General features: G+C 54.4%; 14 protein-coding genes and 1 pseudogene. 14 read left to right on the top strand and 1 reads right to left on the bottom strand.

All coding sequences use genetic code 11. The features are described from left to right. Positions 1 to 45: 45 nt before the first annotated feature. The 5 genes from RC74_RS02710 to RC74_RS02690 all read left to right on the top strand — a co-directional run bounded on the left by RC74_RS02710 (position 46) and on the right by RC74_RS02690 (position 5,590). Complete coding sequence (locus tag RC74_RS02710) at positions 46 to 2,196, top strand: primosomal protein N' (protein ID WP_052274748.1); 2,151 nt, start codon at positions 46 to 48, stop codon at positions 2,194 to 2,196. 42 nt (positions 2,197 to 2,238) lie between these two features. After that, entirely contained in the window at positions 2,239 to 3,468 is a 1,230-nt protein-coding gene (locus tag RC74_RS02705) for an MFS transporter (RefSeq protein WP_039001513.1), read from the top strand. Positions 3,469 to 3,526: 58 nt separating this feature from the next. Next, entirely contained in the window at positions 3,527 to 4,171 is a 645-nt protein-coding gene (gene msrA, locus RC74_RS02700) for a peptide-methionine (S)-S-oxide reductase MsrA (protein ID WP_039001512.1), read from the top strand. Positions 4,172 to 4,264: 93 nt separating this feature from the next. Further along, positions 4,265 to 5,137: a 50S ribosomal protein L11 methyltransferase gene (locus tag RC74_RS02695; RefSeq protein WP_039001511.1), complete on the top strand. Its 873-nt coding sequence runs from the start codon at positions 4,265 to 4,267 to the stop codon at positions 5,135 to 5,137. Between the two features lie 102 nt (positions 5,138 to 5,239). Next, positions 5,240 to 5,590, top strand: a complete 351-nt coding sequence (locus RC74_RS02690) for a hypothetical protein (protein ID WP_039001510.1) — start codon at positions 5,240 to 5,242, stop codon at positions 5,588 to 5,590. A gap of 165 nt (positions 5,591 to 5,755) precedes the next feature. On the opposite strand, the gene RC74_RS02685 is transcribed toward RC74_RS02690, so the two are convergent. Then, positions 5,756 to 5,953, bottom strand: coding sequence for a DUF1127 domain-containing protein (locus RC74_RS02685; protein ID WP_039001509.1), 198 nt, complete (start codon positions 5,951 to 5,953; stop codon positions 5,756 to 5,758). A 303-nt stretch (positions 5,954 to 6,256) separates the two neighbouring features. Here RC74_RS02685 and ruvC point away from each other — a divergent pair, with 303 nt between their 5' ends. The 9 genes and pseudogenes from ruvC to tolB all read left to right on the top strand — a co-directional run bounded on the left by ruvC (position 6,257) and on the right by tolB (position 13,321). Then, positions 6,257 to 6,778: a crossover junction endodeoxyribonuclease RuvC gene (gene ruvC / locus RC74_RS02680; RefSeq protein WP_039001508.1), complete on the top strand. Its 522-nt coding sequence runs from the start codon at positions 6,257 to 6,259 to the stop codon at positions 6,776 to 6,778. Next, on the top strand, positions 6,775 to 7,458 hold the full coding sequence (gene ruvA / locus RC74_RS02675) for a Holliday junction branch migration protein RuvA (RefSeq protein ID WP_039001507.1): 684 nt from the start codon (positions 6,775 to 6,777) through the stop codon (positions 7,456 to 7,458). The genes ruvC and ruvA overlap by 4 nt, the downstream gene beginning before the upstream one ends. Before the next feature lie 3 nt (positions 7,459 to 7,461). Beyond that, positions 7,462 to 8,498 (top strand): annotated as a pseudogene (gene ruvB / locus RC74_RS02670) (Holliday junction branch migration DNA helicase RuvB). A 70-nt stretch (positions 8,499 to 8,568) separates the two neighbouring features. Next, complete coding sequence (locus RC74_RS02665) at positions 8,569 to 9,207, top strand: hypothetical protein (protein ID WP_039001543.1); 639 nt, start codon at positions 8,569 to 8,571, stop codon at positions 9,205 to 9,207. Between the two features lie 57 nt (positions 9,208 to 9,264). After that, positions 9,265 to 9,657 carry a tol-pal system-associated acyl-CoA thioesterase gene (ybgC, locus tag RC74_RS02660; protein ID WP_039001505.1) on the top strand — a complete coding sequence of 131 codons (393 nt, stop codon included), beginning with the start codon at positions 9,265 to 9,267 and terminating at the stop codon, positions 9,655 to 9,657. Between the two features lie 112 nt (positions 9,658 to 9,769). Continuing rightward, the gene (gene tolQ / locus RC74_RS02655) at positions 9,770 to 10,465 is read left to right on the top strand and encodes a protein TolQ (RefSeq protein ID WP_039001504.1); all 696 of its coding nucleotides are present in this window, start codon (positions 9,770 to 9,772) and stop codon (positions 10,463 to 10,465) included. 1 nt (position 10,466) lies between these two features. Then, on the top strand, positions 10,467 to 10,943 hold the full coding sequence (tolR, locus tag RC74_RS02650) for a protein TolR (RefSeq protein ID WP_039001503.1): 477 nt from the start codon (positions 10,467 to 10,469) through the stop codon (positions 10,941 to 10,943). A 9-nt stretch (positions 10,944 to 10,952) separates the two neighbouring features. Continuing rightward, positions 10,953 to 12,002: a hypothetical protein gene (locus RC74_RS02645; protein WP_039001502.1), complete on the top strand. Its 1,050-nt coding sequence runs from the start codon at positions 10,953 to 10,955 to the stop codon at positions 12,000 to 12,002. Beyond that, a complete protein-coding gene (tolB, locus tag RC74_RS02640) occupies positions 11,999 to 13,321 on the top strand; it encodes a Tol-Pal system beta propeller repeat protein TolB (RefSeq protein ID WP_179946753.1) in 1,323 nt (440 codons plus the stop codon). The genes RC74_RS02645 and tolB overlap by 4 nt, the downstream gene beginning before the upstream one ends. The last annotated feature ends 36 nt before the right edge of the window (positions 13,322 to 13,357 follow it).

Raw genomic sequence — 13,357 nt, 5'->3', positions numbered from 1 at the left:
TCTGACGAAGGGCAAGAATTTGCGCGCGGCGCGCAGGTTGCCGTGATGACAACCCAACCGATTGATCGGTTCTTGGATTATAAATCACCAGAGGGCGGATGCAATACGGGAGATTTTGTGGAGGTCCCTTTGGGGCCGCGCAAAGTGTTGGGTGTTATCTGGGGCGTTGGTGAAGGGCGGTTTGATCCGTCGAAAATCCGTGGTGTAAGTCGCGTGTTGGATGTGCCGCCTATGGGCCAAGATATGCGCGAATTCCTCGTGCGGTCAGCGGAATATACCCTAACGCCTTTGTCCCAAATGGTTCGGTTGGCAACCCGCGCGCCGGGGCTTTTTGATCCGCCATCGATGCGTAAAATTTTTCGCATGGGGACTGGAACACCCGACCGCATGACGCCCGCGCGTGAAAAAGTGTTGGCTGTGCTAGAGGATTATGGCGACATGTCCTTTACCCTCAAGGAACTGGCCGACATGGCGGGGGTGACGTCGTCCGTGGTGAAGGGGCTCGCAAAACAAGGGGCGGTGCGCGAAGAAGATACGCCGCGCGACCTGTCATTTCCTCTGTTGCGGCATGATTTTAGCGGTGTCGCGCTTGAGGGCGATCAAAATGGCGCGGCGCTTGAATTGCGCGAAGGGGTTGCCGCACGGGCTTATTCCACGGTGCTCCTAAAGGGCGTAACCGGATCGGGGAAAACCGAGGTTTACCTTGAGGCGGTCGCAGAATGTTTACGTTTGGGTCGGCAGGCGTTGGTCCTTTTGCCCGAGATCGCGTTGACGGCGGAGTTTTTGACCCGGGTTGAAAAACGGTTCGGCGCGAAACCTGCTGAGTGGCATTCCGGCGTTACCATGACCGAGCGCCGCCGTGTTTGGCGGATGGTCGGGGCGGGCGGGGCTGAGTTGGTTGTCGGCGCGCGATCTGCGCTCTTCTTACCCTTCCGCGACCTTGGGTTGATCGTTGTCGATGAAGAGCACGACACGTCCTATAAGCAAGAAGAAGGCGTGTTGTATTCGGCACGCGACATGGCGGTTTTGCGGGCCACATATTGCGCGGCGGAAGTTGTTTTAGCGTCGGCCACACCAAGTCTTGAAACTTGGGCCAACGCAGAAGCGGGCAAGTATAAGCGCCTTGATCTTTCCAGTCGGTTCGGCGAGGCGCAGCTTCCCGAAATGCGTGCGATTGATATGCGCAGCGAAAAGCTCGCAAGCAATCACTGGATTTCGCCGACTCTGAAGGCCGCTGTTCAAGCCCGCGTCGATGCGGGTGAACAAGCGCTGCTTTTTATCAACCGCCGTGGCTATGCGCCGACGACTCTGTGTCGGGCTTGTGGTGAGCAAATCGGATGCGAATTTTGCGACGCGCGGATGGTGGAGCACCGTTTTCTCAAGCGTCTGGTGTGCCACCAATGCGGCGAGACAAAGCCGATGCCGATTGAATGTCCGAGCTGCAAGGTCGAAGGGAAACTTGCGCCCGTCGGACCCGGAGTTGAGCGCTTGGCGGAAGAAGTGACCGAACTTTTCCCCGACGCTCGTGTCGCGGTATTGTCGAGCGATTTGTTCAGTTCGGCCCGCGCATTGAAAGAGCAAATTGTGTCGATTGCCCAAGGGGGCGCGGACATTGTGATTGGCACGCAGCTTGTGGCCAAGGGGCACAACTTCCCCAACCTTACATTGGTGGGAGTCATTGACGCGGATTTGGGTCTTCAGGGCAGTGACCTGCGCGCTGCCGAACGCAGCTTCCAGTTAATGCGGCAGGTGTCGGGACGGGCAGGGCGCGCGGCTAAAAAAGGCACGGCGCTGCTGCAAACTTTCCAGCCGGAGCATCCGGTAATTCGGGCAATTCTGTCAGGCGAGGAAGAACAGTTTTGGCGGGCGGAAGCGGCAGAGCGCATGGAGGCGGGCGTTCCGCCCTATGGGCGTATGGCGGGGATTGTTTTGTCCTCAATCGATGTGCAGGAAGTCTTTGATTTGGGTGGAGAAATGGCGCGTTTAGACGGGCCATTGCGGGCCATTGGCGCGCAAGTTTTCGGCCCAGCCCCGGCACCTATTGCCCGCGTTCGTGGCCGCCATCGCGTGCGTCTTTTGGTGAAAGCCCCCAAAAATGTGCCGCTCCAGAAGGCGCTAACTAAGTGGATTGCGCAATTTAAGATTCCAAACACATTACGCCTTTCGGTCGACATTGATCCGCAGAACTTTTTTTAAACATTGCTTCCCTTGGCGCAAATTTCTGCGTAGGAAAATCGAATGAAAACTTACCCTCTCGAAGACGTGGATCAACTTCCCGTTTGGCGTCGCCCCATTGCCTATTTGGTTTTGACGGCGATTGCGCTTCCACTGGCTTTTGCGACGTGGTCGGCGCTGCTAAATAACTTCGTTATCGAGGTCGCTCAATTTGATGGTGCCGATATCGGTATGCTCCACTCAATTCGCGAAATTCCTGGCTTTTTAGCTATTGGCGTGATCGCCGTCTTACTGTTTGTGCGCGAGCAGGTTTTGGCGATGGTCTCGCTCATCCTGCTTGGAGTCTCGACAGCGGTTACGGCGTATTTCCCAAGCCTTGGCGGTATTCTGATGATTACCTTTCTGAGTTCTGTTGGGTTCCATTATTTCGAGACGGTCAATCAATCGCTGCAACTTCAGTGGCTCTCGAAGGAACGCGCGCCAAAAATACTGGGCATTCTTGGGGCCGTTGGATCGGCGGCGACTTTGGTGGCTTACGGGCTGATTGTCCTGTTGTGGGAGCCGTTGGCGCTCACCTATAACATTGTGTTCTTACTCTCGGGCGGGAGTTGCGCGTTGATTGCCCTGTATTGCATGTTTGGCTTTCCGCAGTTTGAGAACAAAGTGGTGCAACGCCGCGAGGTCGTTTTGCGCAAACGCTATTGGCTCTATTATGCGTTGGAGTTTTTTGCGGGTGCGCGTCGGCAGATCTTTGTTGTTTTCGCGGGCTTCATGCTGGTTGAACGGTTTGGCTTTGATGTGCACGAAGTGACGGGGCTTTATATGATTAACCTTGTCGCCAATATCGCCCTGTCGCCGATGTTTGGCGGGTTGGTTGCGCGTTTTGGTGAGCGGCGTATGCTTTTGATTGAGTACACAGGCCTCGTTTTGGTGTTTTTAGCTTATGGCGGTATCTATTTCTTCAATTGGGGCGTGCTTTTGGCGATGGTGCTTTATGTGGTCGATCACATGTTGTTTGCGTTGAAATTGGCGCTCAAAACCTATTTCCAGAAAATCGCAGACCCAAGTGATATTGCCCCAACGGCCGCTGTTGCCTTTACGATCAATCATATCGCGGCGGTGTTTTTGCCCATTCTACTTGGCCTGTTATGGGTCGTGTCTCCGGCCGCCGTGTTTTTTGCGGCCGCAGGGATCGCATGCGGCTCGTTCCTCCTCGCGCTGCTTATCCCGCGCCATCCCACACCTGGATATGAAACGGTTTTTTCTGGACGTGACTTGGCGGTGGCAGAGTAGCAATTACGTTACATCGCTCCTATATTGACGATATACGGAATAGAAATGGGAGCGCGTCATGTTTGGTACTAAAAAAGAGACAATGGTGAAAGAAGACCGTGCGCTTGCGGGACAAGTAGCACCGGTTCCCACTGCGGATGTTCATTTTCTCTCTGGTATTCCCTTAAATTCTGACGTGCCGGAGGGCATGGAAGAAGCCATGTTTGGCATGGGCTGTTTTTGGGGCGTTGAGCGGATTTTTTGGCAAATCGAGGGCGTTTACCTGACGATGGTTGGCTATTCCGGTGGCTTCACCGAAAACTGTACGTATGAACAGGTTTGCACCGGACAAACGGGCCACAATGAAGTTGTGCGGATCATTTTTGACCCCAAGAAAGTCTCCTATGAAACCCTGCTTCAGCATTTCTGGGAAGGCCATAACCCAACGCAAGGCATGCGTCAGGGCAATGATCGCGGCACACAGTATCGCTCTGGGATATACACGTTCAATGCTGCGCAAACTGAAAAGGCCGAGGCCAGCATGGCGGTCTATGAACATCGTTTGCGGCGCAACGGGCACGGCGCGATTACCACTGAAATTCTGCCCGCGAACACTTTCTATTTCGCGGAAGGGTATCATCAGCAATACCTTGAGAAAAATCCAAGTGGGTATTGTGGTATCGGCGGAACAGGGGTGACATGCCCCATCGGTGTGGCCGTCTAGGCGAGATTGATCAACGCGTCTTGACCCGTGCGAGACAAGACCTTACGCCAGAATAGAACAGAAACCAATTGGCGTATTCTGCACGAGGACCTTATGGCCACTTATACCGCACTCACAACGCTCAACGGCAAAGCCGCAGCGACTTCGCTTGGCGAAGCCATGGAGAATATGACGTCTGAACCCACGGGTGTAGGCGTGTTCGAAGTTGAGGACGGGTCTGGTTTTTGGGAAGTTGGGGGCTATTTCACCGAGATGCCCGATGTGACCGAATTGGCATTGCTTGAAACAATGTCGGGTGCAAAACCATTTGTCGTATCTGAGGTGCCAGACGTCGACTGGGTTGCACATGTGCGTCGCGAGCTGTCGCCCGTTAAGGCGGGCCGCTTTTATGTCTACGGCACCCACGATGCGGATACGGTTCCTGAGGATTCCATTCCTTTGTTGATCGATGCCGCAATGGCCTTCGGAACGGGCCACCACGGCACGACGCTGGGGTGCCTTAAGGCGCTGGATGGTTTGGCGAGTGGTGGTTTCGTCGGCAAAAATGTGGCGGATATCGGGTGTGGAACCGCCGTGCTCGCTATGGCCGCCGCGCGCATTTGGCCTAACAGGGTGATGGCGAGCGATATCGATCAAGTTGCGGTCGACGTTGCCATGACCAATGTGCGCTCTAACGACCTTTTGGAGCAGGTGCAGTGTGTCGAAGCTGCGGGCTTTAATCATCCAACCCTTGTAGCGAAAGCACCCTATGATTTGGTGTTTGCAAACATCCTAAAGGGCCCTCTTATTGGCCTCGCCCCTGATATGAAGGCTAACATTCAAGCGGGTGGCTATGCGATTCTCTCGGGGATTCTGAACGAGCAGGCAGATTCTGTGGTCGACGTTTATGCACAGAATGAGTTCAATCTCATCTCTCGCACCGAGATTGTTGAATGGACCACTCTTTTGCTCCAGAAAAAAGGCTGAGGTGAGGGTGAAACTCCCTGATTTTGCCTTATTCGCCTTGATTTTGCCTCATTTCACCTCAAGAATGACTCTGTTGGTGGGGGCCAACTGACGGAGCCGGATATGGCTGATGCAAATATGCAAGATTTTGCCAAGCGTGTGTCTCGCATTAATAAGCGTAAACACAAGCAGGCCAGAAATGGCTCAATGTTGGTCGTGGCCGATGACGGCCTGATTACGACTCAAACGCTTCGCCGTGGTCCTCGGTTTCCTTGGCGCGGTGCTTTTCTAACACTTGCAGTCCTCTTCGTTCTTAAAGGGATGTTGCTTGCGCACCTTGGCGCCGCCACATACGACGCACGTGTTGCCAAGCTGGAAGCGGGAACCGCCTTTGAAAAGGTGGGTGCATTCGCCATGGCGGCCGATCCGGTTACTAAAATGACAGCGGAAACTATCGGGAAATACTTAAAGTAAGATATGCTGGATTCGATTGGTGTCTCTCTCGATCCTGGAGTTTTACTCGCAAAAAGCCGCACCATGGCCTCTGGTGCGGCTTTTTCTATTTGAGGAGGCAAAAACGCAAAAAACCCGCGCTATCCTAAAATAGACGCAGGTTTTCACCGTGAGTGTTGTCGTTTTTTAAATGCGTTCGATGTCTTGGCGGCAAAGGCCGATGTCGTCCAATTCGCGGTCGGAAAGTTTTCTCAATGTGTTGCGGGTCACGCGGGTGTCGTTCCAGTCAGCGAATGTTCCGAAAAGAGTAGCGAAGGCACCGAAAACGCGACCACCAATTGAGGCGCCGTTTGCGATAGTGCGGGAAGAATATGTAACAGTCATGCTAGGCATCCTTTTTTGTGTGTATTGATGATTTCGTTTTATCTTGATTGGCAAATAGGGTTATTAAATCGCCCAAACAAGTGGCAGCGCTCGCATATCCCGCATGCGTTTTGTGCATAGCTGAAACCTTGGCTGCTCAAAAAGGATGAAAACCCCTGTAAACGCTCCGAAAACGATGCGCCTGTTGGGCATAAAAACAAGGTTCGTGCGGCAATCTCTTGGCAAATGTTCGCGTTTCGTGCTATTGCTGGCCGCAAGCGATAATGGCGGCAAACGCCAAATCCAGAGCAGACAGGAAGAAGTATGCGTGTATTGGGAATCGATCCCGGTCTTAGGAGCCTTGGTTGGGGCGTTATTGACGTAACGGGGGTGCGCCTTTCACATGTGGCAAACGGGGTTTGTACGTCGGACGCAAAAGCCGAATTGGCGGAACGTTTATTATCTTTACACAGCCAGTTGACGCGCGTCCTTAAGCAATACGCCCCAGATACTGCTGCTGTTGAGCAAACCTTCGTGAATAAGGATGGCGCGGGCACCCTGAAATTGGGTCAGGCGCGCGGCATTGCGATGTTGGTTCCGGCGCAAGCGGGATTGCCCGTTGGCGAATACTCCCCAAACAAAGTGAAAAAGACCGTTGTTGGGGTGGGGCATGCCGATAAGGGGCAGGTCGCACATATGGTGTCTATGTTGTTGCCGGGTTGCGTTCTCGCGGGGCCTGATGCGGCCGATGCGCTTGCGATTGCGATCTGTCATGCTCATCATGCACAATCCGCGAACCATTTGGAAAAAGCAGTGAAACGCGCAGAACGACAGGGGGCCGCATGATTGGCAAGATTTCAGGGCGTTTGGAATATCGCAGCACCGATCATGTGATGATCGACGTGCGCGGCATTGGATATTTGGTCTATGTTTCTGAGCGCACTTTGGCCGCGATGCCGCAAGTTGGCGAAGCCGTTGCGCTTTATACCGAGTTATTGGTGCGCGAAGATTTGTTGCAACTTTTTGGTTTCACAAGTTTGGTTGAGAAAGAATGGCACCGTTTGCTTTTGTCTGTGCAAGGAGTTGGGGCTAAGGCGTCCTTGGCGATTTTGGGCGCCCTTGGGCCCGAAGGCGTTGGCCGCGCGATTACACTGGGCGACTGGAATGCCGTTAAAGCCGCGCGAGGCATTGGGCCAAAAACGGCACAGCGTGTTGTTTTGGAACTCAAAGACAAAGCGCCAAATGTGATGGCGCTGGGCGGGTCATTGTCGATGGCGCAGGGGACGGTCGCGCCTGTTGTGGATGCGGACGATGATGTCGTGATCGAGACTCCGAAAGCAACTTCATCGGTGCCTGTTCGAAATTTCGCTGCGGCGCAATCCGAGGCGCTCTCGGCGCTGACCAATTTGGGGTATAATCCCAGCGAAGCCGCGCGAGGCGTGGCGCAGGCCGCTATGGATACCCCCGACGTTGAAACGCCCGACCTTATTCGCGCAGCGCTGCGCCTGCTTGCTCCGAAGGGCTAGACTATGAGTGATGTGTTCCAACCCGATCCAGACTTGCGGCCAGAAGTGCGCCCCGAAGATACGGACCGCGCATTGCGGCCCCAAGTCTTGGAAGAATTTATCGGCCAGGCGGAAGTTCGGGCCAATCTCCGGATTTTCATCGAAAGCGCAAAACAGCGTAACGAAGCAATGGATCACGTCTTGTTTCACGGCCCTCCCGGTTTGGGCAAAACTACGCTTGCCCAGATTATGGCGCGCGAATTGGGCGTGAATTTCCGCATGACGAGTGGGCCCGTGCTGGCAAAGGCAGGTGATCTAGCGGCCATCCTCACAAATCTCGAGGCCAAAGATGTTTTGTTCATCGATGAAATTCACCGTTTAAATCCAGCGGTAGAAGAAGTTTTATACCCAGCACTTGAGGATTTCGAGCTTGATTTGGTGATTGGCGAAGGGCCGGCGGCACGTACTGTCCGTATTGAGCTTCAGCCGTTTACGCTTGTCGGGGCGACCACCCGCATGGGGCTTTTGACAACGCCACTACGCGACCGCTTTGGCATTCCGACGCGGCTTCAGTTTTATACCGTCGAAGAGTTGCATGAAATCGTGACGCGTGGTGCAAGGCTTTTGCATGTCCCGACAGAACCCGATGGGGCAATGGAGATCGCGCGGCGCGCACGCGGGACACCAAGGATCGCAGGACGGCTTTTGCGCCGCGTTGTGGACTTTGCGCTTGTTGAAAACGGTGGCAAGATTACTCGCAAGCTCGCGGATCATGCGCTTACACGGCTTGGGGTGGATCACCTTGGGTTGGATGGTGCCGACCGTCGCTACCTTTTGCTCGTCGCCGAAAATTATGCGGGGGGCCAGTAGGTATTGAAACGCTATCGGCGGCGCTGTCCGAAAGTCGCGACAGCTTGGAAGAAGTAATCGAGCCGTTTTTGCTTCAGCAAGGCCTTATTCAGCGCACGCCACGTGGACGGATGCTCGCTCAAAAAGCTTGGACCCACCTTGGGTTAAATGCGCCCCTCCCTCCGGGGCAGACGCAAATGTTTGACGACTAGAGCTTGCAATTGCGCCCTTTAAAACATATCCCACCCACGGTTTATGACCGCTGTCAAAGGGAACGATGTGATGATCTCACCTGACGATATTACGGCGCTGTTTCAGCGCAACGGTGCTTATGGGTTTTCCCGTTGGGGGCGGCCCATTGCGCCCGTCGTTTTTGGCGTCGAGGACGAAACGCTGGTCGTGGTGAAGGGCGCTCTTGAGGCCGTCACGACGCTTGCACGGCACGATATTATGGAAACGGACCCCGAGTTTGGCTCTAACCTGTGGGTGTTTTTTCTGCGGGACTGGGACGAACTTAAGGGCGTGCCAGATATGGATGGGCTCATCCCCGAAATGGATGCGCTTTTGCCGCGACTGACCAAAGCGAACGCCAATCAGTACCGCTTTTTCAGGTTTGATACCCACGGCGCGATCAAAGCGGGCTTCCTGTTTTTGCGAATGGATGATGCCCTCTCGCAAATTCCCGCCGATGTTCTGGCACTAGGTCAGATGGTGCAAATGATACTGCTGTGGGGCGATCAGGCTTTTGCCACGACGTCCCCTTTGGCAATCCACCCTGATACGGGCCACACGGTTTTGCGTCCAGAAATCGCGCAGATTATCCAAGCGGGATACGACCCGATTCTTCCATCCGTCGCAACCGACAGCAGTCATGCGCTTCGCCTTTTTGCACGGATTCCGCCTACGTCTTCAGTTGTCTAATCCATTAAGCGTTGGCATGGTGCATTTTGCCCTGCCGCCAAAACCTGTGAGTGCCGAATGATTCATCGCTTCCCATTGCGCGTTTATTACGAAGACACCGATTTGGCGGGTATTGTATATTATGCGAATTATTTGAAGTTTATCGAGCGCGCACGATCAGAATTCGTCCGCGACCACGGTATTGATCAGGTAAGTTTAAAGGAAGAAAAAGGCGTGGTTTTTGCCGTACGCCGCCTTGAAGCGGATTATCTGGCACCAGCTTTATTTGACGATGTTCTCACGGTCGAAACTTCGTTGGAGGCGGTCACTGGCGCACGGATGGCGATGGCACAAGACGTTAAGCGTGGCGACACGATTTTGTTCACAGCGCTTGTAACATTGGTAGCAATTCGCCTGTCGGACGGCGCTCCTACGCGGTTACCGGCGGAAATTCGCCACATCGCCTCCTAATTATGCGTCATTTTTGGCGTGCTGTTTGCAAATCATAGCTTTTCCTGTGGGAGTGCTATAAAACATAGATTAATCAGAGCCGGAACACCGGCCTTTATAAACGAGCAGGCATATGGAAACAGATACCCTTGCGATGGCGCAGGAGATTGATTTCTCCTTCATGGCGCTTTTTTTACGTGCAACTTTCACCGTAAAACTAGTGATGATCCTTCTGATTATCGCGTCTTTTTGGTCGTGGGCGATCATTATTCAGAAATCCATTGGATTTAAGCGTGCGCGTGGAGAATCTACGGATTTTGATCAAGCATTTTGGTCGGGCGAGCCTTTGGATGAACTCTTTGACCAAATCGCGGGCGACCCTAAAGGGTCTTCGCAGAAGATTTTCTCGGCGGGAATGCTGGAGTGGCGTCGGTCACATCGTCAGGATGGCGGCTTGATCGCTGGGGCGCAGGCACGGATCGACCGCTCCATGGATGTGGCGATTTCAAAGGAAAGCGAATCTCTTACGCATGGTCTGTCGTTCTTGGCTACGGTTGGCGCGACGGCACCTTTTGTTGGGCTTTTCGGCACTATTTGGGGTATTAAAAACGCTTTTGAAGAAATTGCGATGCAGCAAAGTACGAACCTGGCGGTTGTTGCGCCCGGGATTGCGGAGGCGCTTCTTGCGACCGCGCTTGGCCTTCTTGCGGCGATTCCGGCGGTTGTGTTTTATAACAAGCTGTCTGCCGATAGCGATCGGATCGTGTCAAGTTATGAAGGTTTTGCAGATGAGTTTGCGACCATTCTAAGCCGTCAGTTGGATAGCTGATATGGGCGCGGGAGTGGTACAAAGTGGTGGCGGTGGCGGACGACGCGGCCGTCGAGGTCGCGGGCGTTCCAAAGCAATGGCGGAAATTAACGTTACTCCGTTTGTGGATGTGATGTTGGTTTTGCTGATCATTTTTATGGTCGCGGCGCCATTGTTGACAGTCGGTGTGCCGGTGGAATTGCCCAAAACGGCGGCGAAAGCCCTGCCGAGCGAGCAAGAAGAACCGCTAACAATCACCCTGACGGCAGAGGGGCAAGTTGTACTCATGAGTACGGAAATCGCCCGCGAGGACTTACTCACCAAGCTTATCGCAATTGCGGAAGAGCGTGATGATAACAAGGTATTTTTGCGTGCAGACGGCAGTATTCCCTATTCAGACGTGGTCCAGATCATGGGCGCGCTGAATGCGGGTGGGTTCAACAATATCGGCCTAGTAACCGAGACGGGCGGGCCCCGTTTGAACGGCAACGACGGATAACGGTACAACGTGAAAACCGGCTTCTATACTTCAGGCACTGCGCATGCAGGCATAATAATATGGCTTCTTTTTGGGGGCCTGTTTTTGCGTGCCGAGGATTCACCTACGCTTGAAAACACACAGGTTTCTCTTTTGACGTCAGAGGAGTTCGCGGCGTTGTCGCCACCCGAGCTTCCGGCCGCAACCGGTGCTCAGCCTAGTCAGCCGGAGGCCGCGACGCCCGATGCTCCGGAACCGGCGGCACCAGACGAACCCGTTCAACCCAGTGCACCAACGGTTGTGGATGATCAGCCCCCATCAACTATTCAATCGCCAGACCCTCTTGTGGTGCCGCTCGCCCCAACGGCACCCACCGCGTCTCCACGGCCATCGCAGCGCGTCGCGCCGCAACCTGTTGTGAATGAAACCCCTGATGCGGCGGTGGATGACATTCCCCAAGAGGCCACAGAATCTGTCGATGAACCGGCGCAAATCCCTGAACCTGCGCCAGAGGTCGAGCAAACGACCGCCCCGGAGGAGACAAGTGACCGCATCGTTTCCGAAGCCGTGGCTCCCCCCGCCTCTGCGCCAGCCTCTTCTGCGCGCCCTCCCGCGCGCCCAGAACGGCCAAAACCAACCCCCACGGTTACGCCGACACCGACGCCCCCTGCGCCAGCGTCCACCCAGAATGCGGATATTATGGCGGCCTTGAATGAAGCAAATGTTGCATCTGTGACGCAATCCGCTCCGAGCGGTCCCCCCTTATCTGAAGGGGAGAAAGACGCGTTGCGAATCTCGGTTTCGGAATGTTGGAATGTCGGTACGCTCTCAAGTGAAGCCTTGCGCACGATTGTAATTGTTGGTTTGGATGTGGGACTGGACGGCAAGCCTGTTAGCAGCTCCCTGCGCCTGATTTCGTTCAGTGGCGGGGGCCAAGCCGCTGCAAACCAAGCTTATGAGGCGGCACGTCGCGCAGTTATTCGGTGCGGTGCCAAAGGTTTTGATCTTCCTGCCGAAAAATACGATCATTGGAAAGAAATTGAAATTACGTTTGACCCAGAAAAGATGAGGAATAGATGACTATGTTCCGTAAATTAACTATGTTGGTTGCCCTCACTTTTGCGAGCGCAATTACACCCGTTTTGGCAGAGCCCCTGCGGATCACAATTGATCAGGGTCAGATTGAGCCCATGCCAGTTGCGGTGCCAAACTTCATCGGCGAAAACGCGGCGGCGACGGATATCGCCACGCAAATCAGTCGTGTCGTTGTCAGCGATTTGGAAGGAAGCGCCTTGTTTCGGGAAATCCCGCAAAGCGCGTTTATTTCCCAAGTCACCAGTTTCGCCAGCCCAATCCAATATTCGGATTGGCGCGCGATCAACACCCAAGCCCTTGTAACGGGGGCGGTGAGCGTCAACGGATCAAGCCTTACTGTGAAGTTTCGTCTGTTTGATGTCGTAACAGGGCAAGCGCAGGGCGAGGGGCTCCAATTCGTTGGCACCACAGATAGTTGGCGTCGGATGGCCCACAAGGTTGCGGATGCCGTCTATAGCCGGATCACGGGTGAAGGTGGATATTTTGACAGTCGCGTTGTTTATGTTGCCGAAAGTGGCCCTAAGGATAACCGCAAAAAACGTCTTGCGGTGATGGATTACGACGGGGCGGGCGTTCAATACTTGACCAATGATTCCTCTTTGGTGCTTGCGCCGCGTTTTTCCCCTACGGGTGATCGCGTCCTTTATACGTCCTATGACTCTGGCTTTCCGAGGATTTACCTTTTGGATGTGGCCACTGTTGGACGCAGCCTCCTCGAAAGCCAAGAAGGCAGCATGAGTTTTGCGCCGCGTTTCTCGCCAGATGGCCAAACAGTCGTCTATTCCCTTTCACGGGGAGGCAATACTGATATTTACTCGCTCAACCTTGCGTCAAGAACGCCGACACGCCTCACCAATACACCCGCAATTGAAACAGCGCCGAGCTATTCGCCTGACGGGAGCCAGATCGTGTTCGAGAGCGACCGTAGCGGTGGGCAGCAGGTTTATATTATGTCGTCCAACGGCGGTGAAGCGCGCCGGATCAGCAAGGGGTCCGGTCGTTATGGCACGCCGGTGTGGTCTCCGCGTGGTGATTTGATCGCCTTCACCAAGCAAGATGGGGGCCGCTTCCACATTGGTGTTATGCGCACGGATGGCAGCGAAGAGCGTTTGTTAACAACGTCGACTCTGGATGAGGGGCCAACTTGGTCGCCAAACGGGCGCGTGATTATGTTTACCCGCGAAACCTCCGGTGCAAGTGGAACCGCGGCGCTCTATTCCGTGGATGCAACTGGGCGTAACCTTAAACGGATAAGCACCCCAGGCGCGGCAAGTGACCCCGCATGGTCACCGCTGTTGAAATAGAGAGGCGAAGCTGAAATAACGAGGTAAATGCAAAGG

This window comes from Falsihalocynthiibacter arcticus (assembly GCF_000812665.2).
GTDB classification, from domain to species: domain Bacteria; phylum Pseudomonadota; class Alphaproteobacteria; order Rhodobacterales; family Rhodobacteraceae; genus Falsihalocynthiibacter; species Falsihalocynthiibacter arcticus.
Note: the sequence above shows the minus strand (reverse complement) of the source record. Positions and strands in the feature narration are given on the sequence as shown.

What these genes read in the sequence shown, in the direction of transcription:
- RC74_RS02710 (WP_052274748.1), top strand. Translation starts at nt 46, where the DNA reads ATGACAACCCAACCGATTGATCGGTTCTTGGATTATAAATCACCAGAG.
- RC74_RS02705 (WP_039001513.1), top strand. Translation starts at nt 2,239, where the DNA reads ATGAAAACTTACCCTCTCGAAGACGTGGATCAACTTCCCGTTTGGCGT.
- msrA (WP_039001512.1), top strand. Translation starts at nt 3,527, where the DNA reads ATGTTTGGTACTAAAAAAGAGACAATGGTGAAAGAAGACCGTGCGCTT.
- RC74_RS02695 (WP_039001511.1), top strand. Translation starts at nt 4,265, where the DNA reads ATGGCCACTTATACCGCACTCACAACGCTCAACGGCAAAGCCGCAGCG.
- RC74_RS02690 (WP_039001510.1), top strand. Translation starts at nt 5,240, where the DNA reads ATGGCTGATGCAAATATGCAAGATTTTGCCAAGCGTGTGTCTCGCATT.
- RC74_RS02685 (WP_039001509.1), bottom strand. Translation starts at nt 5,953, where the DNA reads ATGACTGTTACATATTCTTCCCGCACTATCGCAAACGGCGCCTCAATT.
- ruvC (WP_039001508.1), top strand. Translation starts at nt 6,257, where the DNA reads ATGCGTGTATTGGGAATCGATCCCGGTCTTAGGAGCCTTGGTTGGGGC.
- ruvA (WP_039001507.1), top strand. Translation starts at nt 6,775, where the DNA reads ATGATTGGCAAGATTTCAGGGCGTTTGGAATATCGCAGCACCGATCAT.
- RC74_RS02665 (WP_039001543.1), top strand. Translation starts at nt 8,569, where the DNA reads ATGATCTCACCTGACGATATTACGGCGCTGTTTCAGCGCAACGGTGCT.
- ybgC (WP_039001505.1), top strand. Translation starts at nt 9,265, where the DNA reads ATGATTCATCGCTTCCCATTGCGCGTTTATTACGAAGACACCGATTTG.
- tolQ (WP_039001504.1), top strand. Translation starts at nt 9,770, where the DNA reads ATGGAAACAGATACCCTTGCGATGGCGCAGGAGATTGATTTCTCCTTC.
- tolR (WP_039001503.1), top strand. Translation starts at nt 10,467, where the DNA reads ATGGGCGCGGGAGTGGTACAAAGTGGTGGCGGTGGCGGACGACGCGGC.
- tolB (WP_179946753.1), top strand. Translation starts at nt 11,999, where the DNA reads ATGACTATGTTCCGTAAATTAACTATGTTGGTTGCCCTCACTTTTGCG.